17 protein-coding genes are annotated in these 17,614 nt (G+C 39.3%); 15 read left to right on the top strand and 2 right to left on the bottom strand.

The annotated features are described in order from the left end of the window. Nucleotides 1-4: 4 nt before the first annotated feature. Nucleotides 5-2,734 (bottom strand): putative bifunctional diguanylate cyclase/phosphodiesterase, encoded by a 2,730-nt coding sequence (locus BWGOE10_RS26480; protein WP_070145582.1) that lies wholly within the window; start codon nt 2,732-2,734, stop codon nt 5-7. A 307-nt stretch (nt 2,735-3,041) separates the two neighbouring features. Between BWGOE10_RS26480 and nuoA the strand changes: the two genes are divergently transcribed. The 15 genes from nuoA (at nt 3,042) to spoIID (ending at nt 17,443) form a co-directional block, all read left to right on the top strand. Beyond that, a complete protein-coding gene (gene nuoA / locus BWGOE10_RS26475) occupies nt 3,042-3,410 on the top strand; it encodes an NADH-quinone oxidoreductase subunit NuoA (RefSeq protein WP_000179270.1) in 369 nt (122 codons plus the stop codon). Beyond that, nucleotides 3,401-3,919, top strand: a complete 519-nt coding sequence (gene nuoB, locus BWGOE10_RS26470; RefSeq protein WP_002089729.1) for an NADH-quinone oxidoreductase subunit NuoB — start codon at nt 3,401-3,403, stop codon at nt 3,917-3,919. The genes nuoA and nuoB overlap by 10 nt, the downstream gene beginning before the upstream one ends. Then, a complete protein-coding gene (locus BWGOE10_RS26465; RefSeq protein ID WP_070168356.1) occupies nt 3,916-5,067 on the top strand; it encodes an NADH-quinone oxidoreductase subunit C in 1,152 nt (383 codons plus the stop codon). Before nuoB ends, BWGOE10_RS26465 begins: the two co-directional genes overlap by 4 nt. A 3-nt stretch (nt 5,068-5,070) precedes the next feature. Further along, nucleotides 5,071-6,171, top strand: coding sequence for an NADH-quinone oxidoreductase subunit NuoD (gene nuoD, locus BWGOE10_RS26460; protein ID WP_070145580.1), 1,101 nt, complete (start codon nt 5,071-5,073; stop codon nt 6,169-6,171). Continuing rightward, on the top strand, nt 6,171-7,172 hold the full coding sequence (gene nuoH / locus BWGOE10_RS26455; RefSeq protein WP_002144750.1) for an NADH-quinone oxidoreductase subunit NuoH: 1,002 nt from the start codon (nt 6,171-6,173) through the stop codon (nt 7,170-7,172). Before nuoD ends, nuoH begins: the two co-directional genes overlap by 1 nt. Nucleotides 7,173-7,197: 25 nt before the next feature. Then, entirely contained in the window at nt 7,198-7,617 is a 420-nt protein-coding gene (gene nuoI, locus BWGOE10_RS26450; protein WP_000677191.1) for an NADH-quinone oxidoreductase subunit NuoI, read from the top strand. Next, nucleotides 7,614-8,138, top strand: a complete 525-nt coding sequence (locus tag BWGOE10_RS26445; protein WP_001012819.1) for an NADH-quinone oxidoreductase subunit J — start codon at nt 7,614-7,616, stop codon at nt 8,136-8,138. The genes nuoI and BWGOE10_RS26445 overlap by 4 nt, the downstream gene beginning before the upstream one ends. After that, nucleotides 8,131-8,445, top strand: coding sequence for an NADH-quinone oxidoreductase subunit NuoK (gene nuoK / locus BWGOE10_RS26440; RefSeq protein WP_000100081.1), 315 nt, complete (start codon nt 8,131-8,133; stop codon nt 8,443-8,445). Before BWGOE10_RS26445 ends, nuoK begins: the two co-directional genes overlap by 8 nt. A gap of 29 nt (nt 8,446-8,474) precedes the next feature. Then, nucleotides 8,475-10,337, top strand: coding sequence for an NADH-quinone oxidoreductase subunit L (gene nuoL / locus BWGOE10_RS26435; protein ID WP_070145579.1), 1,863 nt, complete (start codon nt 8,475-8,477; stop codon nt 10,335-10,337). Continuing rightward, the gene (locus BWGOE10_RS26430; protein WP_070145578.1) at nt 10,334-11,836 is read left to right on the top strand and encodes an NADH-quinone oxidoreductase subunit M; all 1,503 of its coding nucleotides are present in this window, start codon (nt 10,334-10,336) and stop codon (nt 11,834-11,836) included. Before nuoL ends, BWGOE10_RS26430 begins: the two co-directional genes overlap by 4 nt. A 7-nt stretch (nt 11,837-11,843) precedes the next feature. Beyond that, entirely contained in the window at nt 11,844-13,358 is a 1,515-nt protein-coding gene (gene nuoN / locus BWGOE10_RS26425) for an NADH-quinone oxidoreductase subunit NuoN (protein ID WP_070145770.1), read from the top strand. Between the two features lie 215 nt (nt 13,359-13,573). After that, on the top strand, nt 13,574-13,810 hold the full coding sequence (locus BWGOE10_RS26420; protein ID WP_002016201.1) for a DUF1146 family protein: 237 nt from the start codon (nt 13,574-13,576) through the stop codon (nt 13,808-13,810). A gap of 51 nt (nt 13,811-13,861) precedes the next feature. Beyond that, complete coding sequence (locus BWGOE10_RS26415) at nt 13,862-14,566, top strand: YwmB family TATA-box binding protein (protein WP_171903151.1); 705 nt, start codon at nt 13,862-13,864, stop codon at nt 14,564-14,566. 39 nt (nt 14,567-14,605) lie between these two features. Next, nucleotides 14,606-15,910 (top strand): UDP-N-acetylglucosamine 1-carboxyvinyltransferase, encoded by a 1,305-nt coding sequence (murA, locus tag BWGOE10_RS26410; protein ID WP_070145576.1) that lies wholly within the window; start codon nt 14,606-14,608, stop codon nt 15,908-15,910. A gap of 513 nt (nt 15,911-16,423) precedes the next feature. Beyond that, nucleotides 16,424-17,443 carry a stage II sporulation protein D gene (spoIID, locus tag BWGOE10_RS26405; RefSeq protein ID WP_002184544.1) on the top strand — a complete coding sequence of 340 codons (1,020 nt, stop codon included), beginning with the start codon at nt 16,424-16,426 and terminating at the stop codon, nt 17,441-17,443. 62 nt (nt 17,444-17,505) lie between these two features. On the opposite strand, the gene BWGOE10_RS30620 is transcribed toward spoIID, so the two are convergent. Then, a complete protein-coding gene (locus BWGOE10_RS30620; RefSeq protein WP_353958374.1) occupies nt 17,506-17,601 on the bottom strand; it encodes an IS3 family transposase in 96 nt (31 codons plus the stop codon). Nucleotides 17,602-17,614: the final 13 nt, after the last annotated feature.

Here is a 17,614-nt window from a genome sequence, read left to right as displayed (position 1 = left end):
TGAACTATTGGTTCATACTGGGTGTTTTTTGTAGGAATTTTATAAACTGTTTACTTGTTAGAGGTTTACTGAAATAGTAACCTTGCATGTATTTACAGTTGTTTTTTTGCAGAAACTTAAGCTGTTTTTCTGTTTCAATTCCTTCAGCAACGACAGAGAGATTTAAAGTGTTTGCAAGAGAAAGGATAGTGGAAACGATGGCTCTTTCTTCAGGCCGATGATCGGCAAGTTGTGTAAATTCTTTTGGTACTTTTAATGTATCGATAGGGAAAATTGATAAATAAGCAAGAGAAGAGTAGCCGGTACCGAAGTCATCAATGGACGTTTGAATACCGTATTCTTTTAATTGCTTTAGTCTCGATAATGTTTCTTTTTCATCAATCATCGCAATTCGCTCTGTTAGTTCAAGTGTTACATCTTTCGGGTCAATTTTAACGTCCTTTAGTATTCGTGAAATATTTTCGATTAATTGATTTTGTTGAAATTCTTTCGCTGATAAATTGACACTCATTTTTAAGGTTGTGTATCCAAAACTTTGCCATATTTTTAGTTGAAGACAAGATTCTCTTAACACCCAATGCCCAAGTGGGATGACCTGCGGAGTCTCTTCCACAATTGGAATGAACTCACATGGTGAAATGTCACCTAGGAGCGGGTGTTTCCAACGTATTAACGCTTCAGCACCGATAATTTTATTTGTTGTCGTATCAATTTGTGGTTGATAGACGAGATAAAATTCGTTGTTTACTAAAGCAAGTGGTAAATCTTTTTCGATTCGAGCTTTTCGTTCCATTTTTTTATATAGCTCTTTTGTATAAAGAGAGCTACCGTTTTTTCCTTTATTTTTTGTTTCGTACATGGCCATATCAGCATGTTGCAAAATGGATAATGGATCTTCACCTGCTTCTGGGTATATGGCAATCCCGATACTTGGTGAGATTTGTAAATGTTGATTTTCGATTTCGAACGGTTCATTCATAGCTGATACAATCATATCAGCTATTTCTTGTATATCTTTATCTTCTTTGTAATCTTCTATAAGAATTGTGAACTCATCCCCAGCTAACCGAGCGAGTTTCATATTTGCTGTTGATATTCGTTCTAGTCTTTTTGCTACAGCAATTAAAAGGAGATCTCCTATTCGGTGACCGAGAGTGTCGTTAATGACTTTAAAGCGATCTAAATCGAGAAACATGACAGCGAAAGGTATTTGTGATGTTTTTGCTCGCATAATGGCCTTCTCCAATTGTTGATGGAATGAACGGCGATTTGCAAGTTCAGTTAATGTATCATGATACGCTAGGAAATTAATTTGTTCTTGTTGTTGTTTACTCTCTGTAATATCTTTAATCATTAAATATACTCCAGAAATATGCTCCTTTAAAAAGATAGGAACAGCCGTAACATTCAAATAGTAAATGTCTCTGTTTGTATGATACGCCCGTACTTCTAAAGAAATAGATTTCCCTTTTTTTACGTGATGAAAGGCAGTAATGATTTCTTCCAAATCTTCTTCATACATAAGTGAATAGTACGGTTGGTTTAATAATTCATTCGTTTGATAACCGAGTAAAGTAGTTCCAGCGTTGTTCACATTGAGGAAATTACCGTACAAATCTAATGTGAAAATTGGATCTGGATGATGCTCGTATAAAGATTTAAACATTTGTTGGTTATGATATAACTCATTTTTTTGTTCTACTAAATCTTCTGTACGTAGTTCGATTTGTTTCTCGAGTTCTAAGCTGAATTGCATTTGTGCTAGCAATAATATTTTATTTTGTCTTCGAACTAACGTATGGCGTATGAGAACGAAGGAGAAAGTTACCATAAGCCCAATTACTACGATAGGTGCAAAAACATTTTCGACTAATATAAAAACAATAAGCATCACGACAGAAATATACGGTAATGATAATCGGATTGATTCACCAAATTGAGGCGTTAGTAATACTTGTTCTTGTTTTTCAGGCTCTTTTGTATGAAGTATACAAGCGATTGCTACCAATAATAAGGTTACTTGATAGAATGGAGCAACTGTGAACATAGAGTGCTCAGGCTGGAAGTATTTTATATAAGCATAAATAGCATCCGTAGTAGCATACAAAATTAAAGCACTGCCAAGAAGAGCGCCAACTTGTTTTGGTAGTAAGAATAATGGCCTGAATAAAAGGTTGATTCCTATTAAAAGAAAGAGTAAATCAGCCATTGGATACGTGAGTTGAACAAACATGTCGATATAGGATGTTGTAAAAATATGAATGGTTCTTTCAATAAGCAAATAGTAGCTTAAAGTAAATTGAGCTGTAACAATAATACAAATATCACATATCGTAAAAAGCTGTTCCAATAAGTCTCGACCATAAATAATTTCATATAGAAAGGCAAATGCAAAGCTAATTAAAAATAATAAGTAAAAAAAGTCTGATGGATCAACGAATGTATAGTAGTCATGCAGAATTAAGCGTTGATAAGCAACTACTATATCACCGATGAAATAAGAGAAGGATCCGATAGTTAATGTTATCCAAAAAAAACGAGATAACCCTTGTTTTATATTTGAAAAATAAAATATATAACTGCAAATTGTAATATCCATTAATATGGTACTTATCCCAGTTAATATTTGAAATGGGAGTGCGTACTCATATAAAAAGGACATTGATACGTAATGAATAGCTATATACAACAATGAAATGCTTATAAGAATACTTACATGTGTTTGTTTTTTCATTTATATCACCCACTGTATATACATAAGAACCACCTTTTTTTAGTTTATGTTTTTTAGGATTGCTTGAAAAATATATAGAATTTCTATATTTATTTTACACATTTATAAGGAGTTGTAAAAATAGATTTGCTCAGCAAGTATTAATTGTTGTTTCTGTTCCCAATATATCGACATAGGAATTTGAAGTTTGCTATAATGAATTAAATAGTTGCATTATTTAGAAAAATTTAAAAATAATAAATAATGCAAGTAAGACATATTGTTTACTATGTGAACTTGTTCTTAATTCAGGGGGGAGGGTTTCACAATGGCAAGTGTATATGAAAATAGTTATATGATCGTTTTGATTTTCTTGCTATTAGGTATATTGCTGCCGGTAGTGGCTCTTACATTAGGGAAAATGCTGCGTCCAAATAAACCGAGTGCAGCGAAAGCGACGACGTATGAGAGTGGGATTGAGCCTTTCCATGATGCCAATATTCGGTTTCATGCTCGTTATTATATTTTCGCTTTATTGTTCGTCATCTTTGATGTAGAAACTTTATTTTTATACCCATGGGCTGTTGCATATGACAAGCTTGGTTTATTTGCACTGATTGAAATGCTCATTTTTGTTGTGATGTTGCTAGTTGGATTAGCGTATGCTTGGAAAAAGAAGGTGTTACAATGGTTATAAATTTTGAGGAATTACACCCACAGGAGCGAGCGGAATTAGAAAGAAATATCTTTTTTTCTACATTGGAACAGTTGAAGGGATGGGCGCGGAGCAATTCTTTATGGCCGATGACATTTGGACTGGCATGCTGTGCGATTGAAATGATGGGAGTAGGTTCATCACATTACGATTTAGATCGATTTGGGTCATTTTTTCGGACTTCACCAAGACAATCGGATGTCATGATTGTGTCAGGAACGGTAACGAAGAAAATGGCGCCTATTGTTCGGCGCTTATATGATCAAATGCCTGAACCAAAGTGGGTAATTGCGATGGGATCTTGTGCAACAGCCGGTGGTCCGTATGTGAATTCGTATGCTGTTGTGAAAGGTGTAGATCAAATTGTACCAGTTGATGTGTATATTCCTGGATGCCCTCCAAATCCTGCTGCTTTAATTTATGGAATTAATAAATTAAAAGAAAAAATTCGTTACGAGGCGAGGACCGGGAAGCAGGTGACGAATAAATGAGTGATCCAAATAAAGACTTAGAAAGTATGAAAAGAGAGGCAGCCCGTCATGCGAAAGAGGAAGCGCGAAAACGTCTTGCTGCGAAACATGAGGCAGAAATGTCTAAACTTGAAGGAGAACATCGAGAAAAAGAGAAAGCGCTACCAAAAGATAAGGGGATTAATGTAGAAGAAGCGAAGGCGGAAGCCGCAGCAGCTGCAAAAGCAAAAGCAGCGGCACTAGCGAAGCAAAAGCGAGAAGGAACAGAAGAAGTAACGGACGAAGAAAAAGTCAAAGCGAAGGCGGAAGCCGCAGCAGCTGCAAAAGCAAAAGCAGCGGCACTAGCGAAGCAAAAGCGAGAAGGAACAGAAGAGGTAACGGACGAAGAAAAAGTCAAAGCGAAGGCGGAAGCCGCAGCAGCTGCAAAAGCAAAAGCAGCGGCACTAGCGAAGCAAAAGCGAGAAGGAATAGAAGAAGTAACGGACGAAGAAAAAGCAAAGGCAAAGGCTGTAGCAGCTGCAAAAGCAAAAGTAGCTGCATTAGCGAAGCAGAAAGCCTCGCAAGGTGATGGGGATTCTGGAGATGAGAAAGCAAAGGCAATTGCAGCCGCAAAAGCGAAAGCCGCTGCAGCGGCAAGGGCAAAGGGAGCTGTAAATGAGATAGAAGATGAACCGCAGCAGGAAGAGCCATCAGTTAACCAACCATATTTAAATCAATATGTGGAGGTTGTTAAGGAGAAGATAGGGGAATATGCATTAGTAGATTCCTATATTAATAAGCTGTCAAAAGATGTTCCAACTCTTGTGGCGGATCCTTCAAAATATTATGAAGTGATGGAATTGCTACGATTCCATGAGGGACTTGCTTTTGATTATATGTCAGAGCTACATGCGACAGATTTTGTGACACATATGGAAGTGTATGTTCATTTATTTTCATATGGAAAGAAACAGTCAGTAGCAGTGAAGGTAAAGCTAGATAGGGAAGCACCGCAAGTAGAATCGGTGACGCCGCTTTGGAAAGGGGCAGATTGGCCGGAGCGTGAAGCGTATGATTTGCTTGGTATTGTGTTTAAAGGTCATCCTAATTTATCTCGCATTTTAATGCCGGATGATTGGGTAGGGTATCCGCTTAGGAAAGATTATGAACCGTATGATGTGGAGGTGTAGCTTGTGATCCGTACGGAAGAGATGCTCTTAAATGTAGGACCGCAGCACCCGAGTACACATGGTGTGTTTCGGCTTGTAATTAAGATTGACGGGGAAATTATTAAAGAGGCTACACCGGTTATCGGGTATTTGCATCGCGGAACAGAAAAGATCGCTGAGAGCTTGCAATATACGCAAATTATCCCGTATACAGATCGAATGGACTATTTATCAGCGATGACGAATAATTACGTCATTTGCCACGCTGTAGAGACGATGATGGATCTTGAGATTCCGGAGCGTGCTGAATATTTACGGGTGCTTGCGATGGAGCTTGGGAGAGTTGCGAGTCATCTCGTCTGGTGGGGAACGAACTTGCTTGATATAGGAGCGGTTAGTCCATTTTTATACGCATTTCGTGAACGAGAGATGATTATAAATTTATTAAATGAATTGTGCGGTGCAAGGCTTACTTTCAACTATATGAGAGTCGGTGGCGTGAAGTGGGATGCACCAGACGGCTGGATTGAAAAGGTGAAAGAGTTTGTTCCGTATATGAGAGAGCAGTTGGAAGGTTATCACGACCTTGTTAGCGGAAATGAAATTTTCTTAAATCGTGTGAAAGGCGTTGGTGTATATAGCGCGGAAGAGGCGATCTCGTATTCTTTAAGCGGCGCAAATTTGCGGTGCACGGGAGTAAACTTTGATCTTCGCAAAGATGAACCGTATTCTATTTATGATCGTTTTGACTTTGATGTTCCTGTTGGGAGCACGGGAGATGCTTGGGACCGCTACGTTTGCCGGATGAAGGAAATTGAGGAGTCATTAAAAATTATTGAGCAAGCAGCCCAGCAGTTCCCGAAAGACGGCGCTGTGCTGGCGAAAGTGCCGAAAATTATTAAAGCACCTAAAGGAGAAGCGTTCGTCCGTATAGAGTCACCGCGGGGAGAGATTGGCTGTTATATTGCTAGTGATGGAAAGAAAGAGCCGTACCGCTTGAAATTTCGCAGACCGTCTTTTTATAATTTGCAAATCTTACCGAAGTTATTGAAAGGTGAAAACATCGCCAATTTAATTACGATTTTAGGTGGGGTTGATATTGTACTTGGGGAGGTTGACGGCTAATGATTGAGACGCTCTTACAATCACCTTCAAGCTGGACGAATTTCTTCATTTTTTTCGGATTAGCGGTGCTTCTATTATTTGCAGTCCTTGGCTTCGTTACATACGGTATTTTGGCAGAACGGAAAGTGATGGGATTTATGCAAGGGCGGATTGGACCAAACCAAGTTGGGGGCCGGTTCGGTTTATTACAAACGGTAGCTGATGTTTTGAAATTATTATTAAAAGAAGATAGCATTCCGAAGGCTGCAGATAAACCGTTGTTTATATTAGCGCCTGTTATTGCATTCGCACCAGCATTTATGGTACTTGCGGTTATACCGTTTACTGATAAATTTCAGTTCGCGGATATTGGCGTAGGATTACTGTATTACATTGCTGTTTCTGGGATTACGACGATCGGCGTTGTAACCGGGGGATGGGCATCAAATAATAAATACTCCCTTCTAGGAGGGATGCGTGCGGCGGCGCAAATGATTTCTTATGAGATTCCACTTGTGATGAGTGTAATTGGCGTCGTTTTGTTAGCTGGTAGTCTTAACTTGAATGAAATTGTAGCGGCGCAGGAGAAGGTATGGTACATTTTCGCCCAGCCAATCGGTTTCGTCATTTTCTTAATCGCGGCAGTTGCAGAGCTAAATAGGACGCCGTTTGATTTACCAGAAGCGGAGTCAGAACTTGTTTCAGGATACCATACGGAATACTCAGGGTTTCGCTGGGCATTTTTCATGCTTTCAGAGTATGTATATTTCTTCGGGATGGCATCTTTAATTACAGTACTCTTTTTAGGTGGATGGAACCCAGTTATGTTCCTTGGATTTATCCCAGGAGCCGTATGGTTTGCTTTGAAATTTAGCAGTGTAGTCTTTCTACTAATTTGGTTCCGCGTTACGTTCCCGCGTATAAGAGGTGACCAATTAATGGAATTTGGCTGGAAAGTATTATTGCCGATTGCACTTGCAAATATTTTCTTAACGGCATTGATTAAGGAGTTGTTCTTCTAATCTATAAAGGGGGTGCCAGTAAGAGATGAAAGGACTATTTAAAGGTTTAAAATATACGCTTAGTAATTTGAGTAAGAAAAAGGTGACGTATGATTATCCGAATCAGCCGTTGCCATTACCAGATCGCTTTCGGGGTATTCAAAAGTTTTATCCGGAGAAATGTATTGTTTGTAATCAGTGTTCCAATATTTGTCCGACAGATTGCATTCAATTAACGGGAAAAAAACATCCTGATCCTACGAAAAAAGGAAAAATTATCGACACGTACGATATTAATTTTGAAATTTGTATTCTTTGCGATTTATGTACAGAAGTTTGCCCGACAGAGGCGATTGTAATGACAAATAACTTTGAACTCGCAGAGTATTCACGTGATGATTTATTTAAAAATTTGCAGTGGCTTGACGAGAACGACGAGAACGTCAGGAAGGAGAATAAAGCATGAATGGCGAGTTTGTAGCTTTCTTTATATTATCCTTGTCTGCGATTATCGGCGGCGTTCTTATGCTGAATTTAACGAAAGTAATGCATATGATGCTGGCTCTTGTACTTACGTTCCTTAGCATTGCAGGTTTGTATTTTCTCTTATCGGCTGAATTTATCGGTGTTGCACAAATTTTACTTTACTCTGGTGCGATCACTATTATTATGATTTTTGGCATTATGTTAACGAAACATAACGCGGAAAACGAATCGCGCCTTACTCTTCGAAAATGGATTATCTTCTTTGCGGTTGTAGCATTTGGAGCAGTTATGTATTTCGCTGTTAATAGTATCGATTTTTCAAATCAAAGCACACAAGGAAGTTTACCTCTCCATGAAAACAACACACTTCAAATCGGTACACTTCTCTATTCAAAATATATTATTCCATTTGAGTTAACTTCAGTTATTTTACTTGTAGCACTTGTAGGAGCGATTATCCTTGCGAAGAAGGATGAGGGAGAGGAGGATTCCCATGAGTAGCGTTCCGGCTTCTGCGTATTTAACACTTGCGATTATTTTGTTTTGCATCGGCTTATTTGGGGCTTTAACAAAGCGAAATACAGTAATTGTATTAGTTTGTATCGAATTAATGCTTAACGCGGCCAATTTAAATTTAGTAGCGTTTAGTAAATTAGGCTTGTTTCCGAATTTAACAGGACAAATTTTTTCGCTGTTTACGATGTCTGTAGCAGCAGCGGAGGCAGCGGTAGGGCTTGCAATTTTGATTGCTTTGTACCGTAATCGCCCGACAGTTCATGTAGATGAGATGGATACGCTCAAAGGATAGCATTGTGACCGAAAAGGGGGAAGGAAACAATGATCGATTATGCATGGCTCATACCGCTTTTCCCGCTTGTTTCGTTTGTGTTACTTATTGTGTTCGGGAAGAAAATTAGAGAGGGAAGTAGTGTACTAGGTATTTTCTTTACCTTTCTCTCTTTTATATCCGCGGTAGTGGTACTAATAGAACGGTTTTCATCCGATACGGTGAAGCATAAGTGGGTATGGCTTAGGACAGGAGATATAGATATATCATTTGGTTTTGAAGTTACCGCATTGGGAGCTTTAATGTTATTTATCGTTACACTTGTAAGTTTTCTTGTACATGTGTACTCAAAAGGTTATATGAAAGGTGACGAAAGGTTACCAACCTTTTATGCATATTTAGGGCTCTTTACATTTGCGATGCTTGGGCTTGTTATATCGACGAATTTATTACAGCTTTATATATTTTGGGAGTTAGTCGGCCTTGGTTCGTTTTTACTTATCGGTTTTTATTTCTTTAAAGAAGAAGCGAAGGCTGCTGCGAAAAAGGCTTTTATTATGACACGCATTGGGGATGTTGGGCTATTTATTGGGATGATTTTAATTTTTTGGCACGCAGGTAGTTTTGAATATGACGCGATCTTTAAAGCGATTCATACGGGTGACCTCTCTCCTTCTATGATTACAATAACGGCGATATTAATTTTTATCGGTGCGATGGGGAAATCGGGTCAGTTTCCGCTTCATACATGGTTGCCAGATGCAATGGAAGGACCGACGCCTGTTTCGGCGCTTATTCACGCGGCAACGATGGTTGCAGCCGGTGTATATTTAGTAGCAACGATGTTCCCGCTATTTTCAGCAAGTGCGGTAGCGATGCAAACTGTGGCAATCGTTGGGGCTTTCACCGCAATCTTTGCGGCCTCTATTGGTCTAGTGCAAACTGATATAAAGAGGGTTCTTGCTTATTCTACAGTTAGTCAGCTCGGTTATATGATGCTTGCGCTAGGCTCTGCTGGTTATGTAGCTGGCGTCTTTCATTTAACGACACACGCCTTTTTTAAAGCACTATTGTTCTTGGCTGCAGGGAGTGTAATTCATGCAGTGCACACGCAAAACATTAATAAAATGGGCGGTTTACAGAAGAAGATGAAAGTAACCGCTGCGCTGTTTTTAATCGGTACACTTGCAATTAGTGGTGTTCCTCTTCTTTCCGGATTTTTTAGTAAAGATGAAATTTTAGCGGCGGCTTGGATGAATGGCAATTACTTTCTATTCGTTTTAGCAGTAATTGCAGCATTTCTAACAGCATTTTATATGTTCCGTCTATACTTTCTTGTCTTTACAGGGGAAACGAAGACGAAGGAAGAGGTGCATGAATCACCTCGCATCATGACGTATCCGATGATTGTCCTTGGTGTTCTTGCGGTAGTGGCAGGTTATATAAATACACCGTGGTTCGGAACGTTTCTTGGGGATTGGCTTACGAAAGATATAGGATTTCAGGTGAAGGAATTGCATGGGCCTGTCTGGATTATGGTTGTTGCGACGCTCGTTTCATTTGCGGGAATTGCCCTTGCATATTTCATATATGGTAAGAACTCTATCTCTAGAGATTGGGCCGGCGGTGAAGGGACGTCTCTTTATAACCTTTTGAAAGAAAAATATTATGTGGATGAACTATACAATGTGACGGTGCTTCCTATTACGAAAGGAATCGCTCATGTGCTTCGCTTATTTGAAGTATACGTTGTAGAAGGAATCGCAGTTTTAATTACTGGATTGGTTAAAGGTATGAGCGGCATCGGATCACGGCTTCAAAACGGGAATGTACAAGTGTATGGAACTGTAACAGCAGTTTCGCTTGCAGTGCTCCTAATTATTTTGTTATATACGGGAGGGGATTTACGGTGAATGGATTGCTATTAACGTTCTTCATTTTTTCCCCGCTTTTAGGAATTCTCTTGCTTTTATTAACGCCGAAACGAGAATCGCGTACAGTGCAGGCGCTTGGTTTATTTGGAACGGCGCTTCCATTTGGAATTGCTATCGTCCTTGCTTGTACATACGCTTCAGGAAAGAGTTTATCGATATTTGATGAAAAAGTGAAATGGATTAAATTTGGGGATTTCACAGCAGTGGACAAAAGGTGGTTTTCAATTTATTACGAGCTTGGTATTGATGGTTTATCGCTTGTAATGATGGTGCTCACAGCCCTTCTAGCGATGCTTGCAGCTATTGCAGCATTTTCTATTAAAAGAAATTTGAAAGCATTCTACATGCTGTTACTCATGCTAGAAATAGGGATGCTCGGTGTCTTCACTGCTCAAAATTTAATGCTGTTCTTCATCTTCTTTGAAATTACGTTGCCACCAATGTTTTTATTAATTGGCAAGTGGGGGAAATTGTCGAGTGAAAAGGCTGCATATAGTTATTTAATATATAACGGTATTGGATCAGCTATTTTACTTATCGTTTTCTCGGTTTTATTTGCGAAAACAGGTACAACAAATATTGCGGAGCTTAAAGAAATATTAACGAGTGTAGGTGCTGGGGGAGGAATGGCTGTCTCAAGTAGCTTACAGTTCGGCTTGTTTCTTGCCATAATGATTGCTTTTGCGATTAAACTCCCTGTTTTCCCTTTGCATCGCTGGATGGTCAATGTGCACATTGAAGCGCATCCTGCTGTAGTTATGCTTCATGCGGGGGTTTTGCTGAAGATTGGTGCGTACGGTATGATTCGCTTCGGGAAGGGGCTATTCCCAGAATACTTTCGTGAGTTTGCAACGCTAATCGCGATTTTAGGGGTAATTAATTTATTGTATGGGGCCTTTCTAGCACTCATCCAAACGGACTTTAGAAAGGTGCTTGCTTACTCTAGTATTTCGCATATGGGCATTGTATTAATGGGTCTTGCGGCGTTAAATGCACCAGGTACACAAGGATCGCTGTTCCAAGTTGTGTCTCACGGTTTAATTGCGGCGTTACTCTTCTTCTTACTTGGCATCATTGAAGAGCGTTTCGGGACTTCGGATATTACAGCACTTGGTGGACTTGCAAAAAGTGTTCCAGTGCTTAGCGGTTTCTTCCTAGCGGGCGGTATGGCATCGCTTGGAATGCCAGGGATGTCTGGATTTGTTAGCGAATTCCTTGCCTTTCTCGGTCTATTCCAAGGGAAACCGGTTATCGCCGCTGCGGGTGTACTTGGAATTATTTTAACCGCTGTATACGTATTAAGAGCGATACTTCAAGTGACATTTGGTAAGAAAGAATGGGAAGCGAAATCTGATATACACGGATGGGAGTACATTCCTGTTATAGTGCTTATCGTTTGTATTATTGCAATTGGAGTAATGCCAGAACTAATAGGGGATCCGCTTCAAACTACATTGAAAACATTGGGGGTGAAGTAGGATGGATATGAACACGTTACTTAGCTTATCATGGCATCTCATGGTACCAGAATTCATTATTCTCGGGGCTGCCATCCTTCTTTCCATATGTGATTTGTTTTTTAAGCTGAACCATAGGTACGTAGCGATTAGTGCAATTGTCGCTGTCTTGTTAGCGATAGTGTCATTAATTTTGCTATACAGCGAACGGGCAGGAGATATTTTAAATGGATCGTTTGTGCTAGATGGATTTTCAAAAGGGTTTAAAACGTTGTTGTTAGGTGGAGCAGCTCTCGTTTTATGTATGGCAATGAGCGATGACAAGAAGGAGCCTATTCAAGACAAAGGAGAATATTATTACTTGTTTTTAATGGCGCTCCTAGGAGCGATGTTCATGGCTTCTAGCGTTGATTTCATCACATTGTTCGTTGGTTTAGAACTGCTCTCGCTTTCTTCGTATATTCTAGTAGGAATCCGAAAGAGAAACCGCGCATCAAATGAGGCAGCGATGAAATACGTCATTAACGGAGGAATTGGAACAGCAATTACACTCTTTGGAATGAGCTACTTATACGGTATTACAGGGTCGACCAACATAGTGGAAATGCAAAAGGCATTTACGCAAGGATTGGCCGGGGGCATTCAGTTATTGTTAGCTCTTGCATTTCTACTTTTGCTCGTTGGACTCTCATTCAAAATTGCAACAGTTCCATTTCATATGTGGGCACCAGATGTGTATGAGGGAGCGGCTACACCTGTCACTGCTTTTCTCGGAACGATTTCTAAAATTGCTGGTTTTCTACTCATTACGCGTTTGTTTCTTATGGTGTTTGCAGGTGTGGCAATCCAAGGAGACGCACAATCTTTGTACGGGCGCATGAGTATATACATTGCGGTACTAGCTAGTATTACGATGATTGTTGGGAACGTAGTAGCATTAAAGCAATACAACGTAAAACGTCTATTTGCCTATTCAGGTATCGCGCATGCTGGGTATTTGCTAGTCCCTCTTGTAGCGCTATCACAGTTTACGATGGATAGCATGTGGTTTTATATGCTTGCATATATGCTTATGAATATAGGAGCATTTGCAATCATCCACGGATTAATCTTACAAAATGATAAGGAAAATATGACGATTTTCACAGGGTTATATAAGCGATCCCCATTTACAGCTATAGCGATGACGGTCTTTATTTTATCATTAGCTGGAATACCGGGGACAGCAGGTTTCATTGGGAAAATTAACATTTTTTTAGGGGCACTTCATGTTGAACCTGCTCATTACGTATTAGCTTCTATTATGATGGGGACAACAGTTGTTTCATTCGTATATTACTTCCGGATATTACAGCAAATGTTTTTCCGCACGGGAGAGACAGAAGAAAAGCTCCGGTTACCGTTAAATATAAAGATTGTCATGAGTCTTTGCGCAATTTCAATTGTAATACTAGGGATTATGCCGATGATTGGTTACAATTTCTTCTATGAATATTTTCCATTAATGAAAGATTTCTTCTTCTTAGGGAACGTGGTACAATAGTAAAAATAAAAGGTGTAGAGTCCATACTCTACGCTTTTTATTTTGGAGTAACAGCAAACGAAAACACCTATAGGTATATGTTTTTTAACAGAAAATTACGATGTAAAATGTAAGATGCTTATTTGTGTGTGAAAAAGTGTGGCTCCTACTTATTTATGGTATCGTTTTTTACATTTTGAGTAAGTAGTAGCCAAGCAAAAAAAGGGGTCGATTTTTTGGCACATCTTTTAGGGCAACAAGCACTGATTGCCATTGTTTCGCATTTATTGTTTATTACCATTACGTGGTGGGCCTTACAAGGTATTCACATTGAGCGCTTAATGAAGTCTGGGAAAGTGATGCAGACGAGAGTATTACTTATCCTAATTACAATTGCAATTGGGACATCTGTAAGTAACTTTTTCCTTGATTATTTAGGCTATTCAAAGAGTTTAACGTATTTAGTAAAGTAAGTTGTATAGAACCTCATATCTCCGTTAACAATGGGGATAGGGGGGATGAAATTGAAGTTTAAAGCCATTCTTATTATTGCCTTAAGTGTTGTTTTATTTTTGGTTGGATATAGAGAGATGAAACCTATAAGCGATGAACAGAAAATGGAGAGCATGATTGCAGCTTTAGAGAAAAATGATGCAAAAGTAGAGCGGTGGTCATGGTTAGCGCGAGAAACGAAAACAATTTCTAATATACATACGTTTCAAAAACTGTTAAACGATGTGAAGGAAGAGGCAAACATCGAAAGTTGGGAATTAGAACAATCTCCAGATGGATATAAAGCTACATCCTATAAAAAATCTTCTTCACATGAAGAACGAATAGTAGTAACTTGGAGTAAGGAAAATAATAAAGAAAACACTTTTATTATTTTTGAAGTAAGCGGGGCGAAATGGGACCCAAAGTACGTTCAGAGAATGAATAAAATTTTTAGCGAAAAACCTATAATTTACACTTGTGTTCAAGGTGTACTGAATGATAAGATTGAAGGTGTTTTGCAAAATAAAACCAATCAGGTTTTGAAAGATCTTTCAGCAAGAGCGATCGAGCAGATAGAAGAAAGAGCATTTGTATCAGTCTCCGCATATAATAAAAAGTGGAATGACGCTCTTTCAACAAATAGAGAGAAAATAAATGTGCAAATAGCAATACGTTCTACAAACAACAAAGATACAATTGTGGTTGGCACACCGATCATAACTTCTGAGTATTGAGTGAATAGATACTGAAAAAAGGACACGGAGGGGAATAATTTGGAAAAGATCATCGTCCGTGGCGGAAAGCGGTTAAGCGGCACAGTGCGTGTTGAGGGCGCAAAAAATGCTGTATTACCTATAATCGCTGCAGCCCTATTAGCGAGTGACGGAAAGAATGTACTATCTGAAGTACCAGTATTATCTGATGTATACACAATTAACGAGGTATTACGTCATTTAAATGCTGAAGTCGTATTTGAAAATAACCAAGTAACAATCGATTCTTCTAAAGAATTAAACATTGAAGCACCATTTGAGTATGTACGTAAGATGCGTGCATCTGTTCAAGTAATGGGACCATTATTAGCACGTAACGGTCGTGCTCGTATTGCACTTCCTGGTGGATGTGCAATTGGTTCACGTCCAATTGACCAACATTTAAAAGGCTTCGAAGCAATGGGAGCGAAAGTAAAAGTTGGTAACGGATTTGTTGAGGCACACGTAGAGGGAGAACTAAAAGGAGCTAAAATTTATTTAGACTTCCCAAGCGTAGGCGCGACAGAAAACATTATGTCTGCAGCTACATTAGCAAAAGGGACAACAATCCTTGAAAACGCAGCGAAAGAGCCAGAAATCGTTGACTTAGCTAACTTCTTAAATGCAATGGGAGCGAAAGTACGCGGAGCTGGAACTGGAACGATTCGTATTGAAGGCGTTGAAAAATTATTTGGTGCAAACCACCCTATTATTCCTGACCGTATTGAAGCAGGAACATTCATGGTTGCAGCGGCAATTACAGGTGGAGACATCTTAATTGAAAATGCTGTGCCTGAACATTTACGCTCAATTACAGCGAAAATGGAAGAAATGGGTGTTAAAATTATTGAGGAAAATGAAGGTGTACGTGTTATCGGCCCAGATAAGTTAAAAGCGGTTGATATTAAAACTATGCCTCATCCAGGTTTCCCAACAGACATGCAATCACAAATGATGGCATTATTACTACATGCTGATGGAACAAGTATGATTACAGAAACGGTATTCGAAAACCGCTTTATGCACGTTGAAGAATTCCGTCGTATGAATGCTGATATTAAAATCGAAGGTCGTTCTGTAATTATGAACGGTCCAAGTAGCTTGCAAGGAGCTGAAGTAGGCGCAACTGATTTACGTGCTGCAGCAGCATTAATCTTAGCTGGTTTAGTATCAGAAGGTTATACTCGTGTAACAGAGTTAAAACATCTTGACCGCGGTTATGTAGATTTCCATAAGAAATTAGCTGCATTAGGTGCAACTATTGAACGTGTAAACGAAAAAGTAGAAGAAGTGAAAGAACAAGAAGTTTCTGATCTTCACGCTTAATTGAAGTAGTCTCTATGTCTTTTGACATAGGGGCTATTTTTTTTTGGGTTATTACTGTTATAGTCAATAAATTCTATACTTATGCACGTCTCAGTAAAAATATTTAGAAAATTTTCGTTTTACTTCGTTATTTGCGGTCAGTAAAACTCCCGCCTCAAAATTCGGCTGGAGCAAAGAAGTTAGGCGGGAGCCCTGCAGCCCGTAAACGCCCGATTGGTGAAGGCTAATAATCAGTGGGGGATGAACAACCCCCCCACTGATTATAGTTTCACTTTATACCGATACCCCCAAGTATGTTCTAAAAGATCCCGTATTTCCATAAGAATGAAAGGAATCCAACTTTATCCCGCTATTTGCGGTCAATAAAACTCCCACCTCAAAATTCGGCTGAAGCAAAGTAGTTAGGTGTGAGTCGGGCTGCCCTTAAATGCCCGATTGGTTCAACTAATAATCAGTGGGGGATGAACAAAATCCCCCACTGATTAAAGTTTCACTTTATATTGGGGGAATAGGATGAAATTTTCAAAGCCACTTTTCATTACAGTAGCGCTCTTAATAGCGCTCGTTATCATTGTACCTGCTGCTCTTGTTATTCCGTTTGCGAAAGCAAAAGTAGGGGAAGAAGCAGCTTCTAAAACTCCTCCAGCGATAGAAAGTATACCAGCTCCAGGGAAAGTGGATACAGCGGTTCAAGTTGCTGTATACCGTGATCAGCAGAAGAAGGTAGAAACATTACCTATGGAGGAGTATGTGGCCGGTGTAGTAGCTTCTGAGATGAATGCCAGCTTTGAAATAGAGGCGCTAAAGGCGCAGGCATTAGCAGCAAGAACATTTGTAGTGCAGCGTATGCTAAGCGGTGGTAAGAAAAACAATGCGGACGTGACAGATACAGTGAAAGATCAAGTGTACAAAAGCAAAGAGGAATTGAAGAAACAATGGGGTAATAACTACGAAAATAATTTAAAGAAAATTGAGGAAGCCGTTTCGAAAACCGCAGGACAAGTTTTAACGTATGATGGAAAACCAATTTCAGCATCCTTCTTCTCAACGAGTAACGGACGAACAGAAAATGCAGCTGATTATTGGGGAAATGATTATCCATACTTAAAGAGTGTAGATAGTCCGTGGGATCAAGCCTCTCCAAAATTTACGAGTGAGCAAAAATTCACAGTATCTGATTTTCAAAAACGTCTCGGTGTGAAAGTACTAGCAAACGGAAAGGTTGGTAATATTAAAGACCTTACGGAAGGAAAGCGAGTAAAGGATGTAGAGTTCCAAGGGAAAACATTAACAGGAAAACAAGTTCGTGAAAAGTTAGATTTACGCTCCTCAGACTTTACGTGGAAACAAGAAGGGGATAACATCACCGTTACGACGAAAGGATTCGGTCACGGCGTCGGTATGAGCCAGTACGGTGCGAATGGCATGGCAGTGGAAGGTAAGAAATATACAGATATCGTCGCTCATTATTATAAAGGCGTTGAAATAAAGACGATGAATGATTATGAAGGAAAGTTAATGGTGAAAAAATAGAACGCAAAAGAGACCGTCTCAAAATGGACTTATCCCCGTCAAGTAGACAACTGTAAAAAAGACTATGCAGCCATCGAAATTCGATATTCGATCGGAGCTCGATGATTGAGTCGTTTTTGGAATCGTTTGTAGTTATAATGATAGATGTATGTTTCAATTGCTTGAATTAGT

Source organism: Bacillus mycoides, from assembly GCF_001757995.1.
Classification (GTDB): Bacteria; Bacillota; Bacilli; order Bacillales; family Bacillaceae_G; genus Bacillus_A; species Bacillus_A mycoides_B.
Note: the sequence above shows the minus strand (reverse complement) of the source record. Positions and strands in the feature narration are given on the sequence as shown.

Coding starts and splice junctions, on each gene's coding strand:
- BWGOE10_RS26465 (WP_070168356.1), top strand. CDS start 3,916: ATGAGTGATCCAAATAAAGACTTAGAAAGTATGAAAAGAGAGGCAGCC.
- nuoI (WP_000677191.1), top strand. CDS start 7,198: ATGAAAGGACTATTTAAAGGTTTAAAATATACGCTTAGTAATTTGAGT.
- nuoK (WP_000100081.1), top strand. CDS start 8,131: ATGAGTAGCGTTCCGGCTTCTGCGTATTTAACACTTGCGATTATTTTG.
- nuoB (WP_002089729.1), top strand. CDS start 3,401: ATGGTTATAAATTTTGAGGAATTACACCCACAGGAGCGAGCGGAATTA.
- nuoN (WP_070145770.1), top strand. CDS start 11,844: ATGAACACGTTACTTAGCTTATCATGGCATCTCATGGTACCAGAATTC.
- BWGOE10_RS26445 (WP_001012819.1), top strand. CDS start 7,614: ATGAATGGCGAGTTTGTAGCTTTCTTTATATTATCCTTGTCTGCGATT.
- spoIID (WP_002184544.1), top strand. CDS start 16,424: ATGAAATTTTCAAAGCCACTTTTCATTACAGTAGCGCTCTTAATAGCG.
- nuoL (WP_070145579.1), top strand. CDS start 8,475: ATGATCGATTATGCATGGCTCATACCGCTTTTCCCGCTTGTTTCGTTT.
- nuoH (WP_002144750.1), top strand. CDS start 6,171: ATGATTGAGACGCTCTTACAATCACCTTCAAGCTGGACGAATTTCTTC.
- BWGOE10_RS26480 (WP_070145582.1), bottom strand. CDS start 2,734: ATGAAAAAACAAACACATGTAAGTATTCTTATAAGCATTTCATTGTTG.
- nuoA (WP_000179270.1), top strand. CDS start 3,042: ATGGCAAGTGTATATGAAAATAGTTATATGATCGTTTTGATTTTCTTG.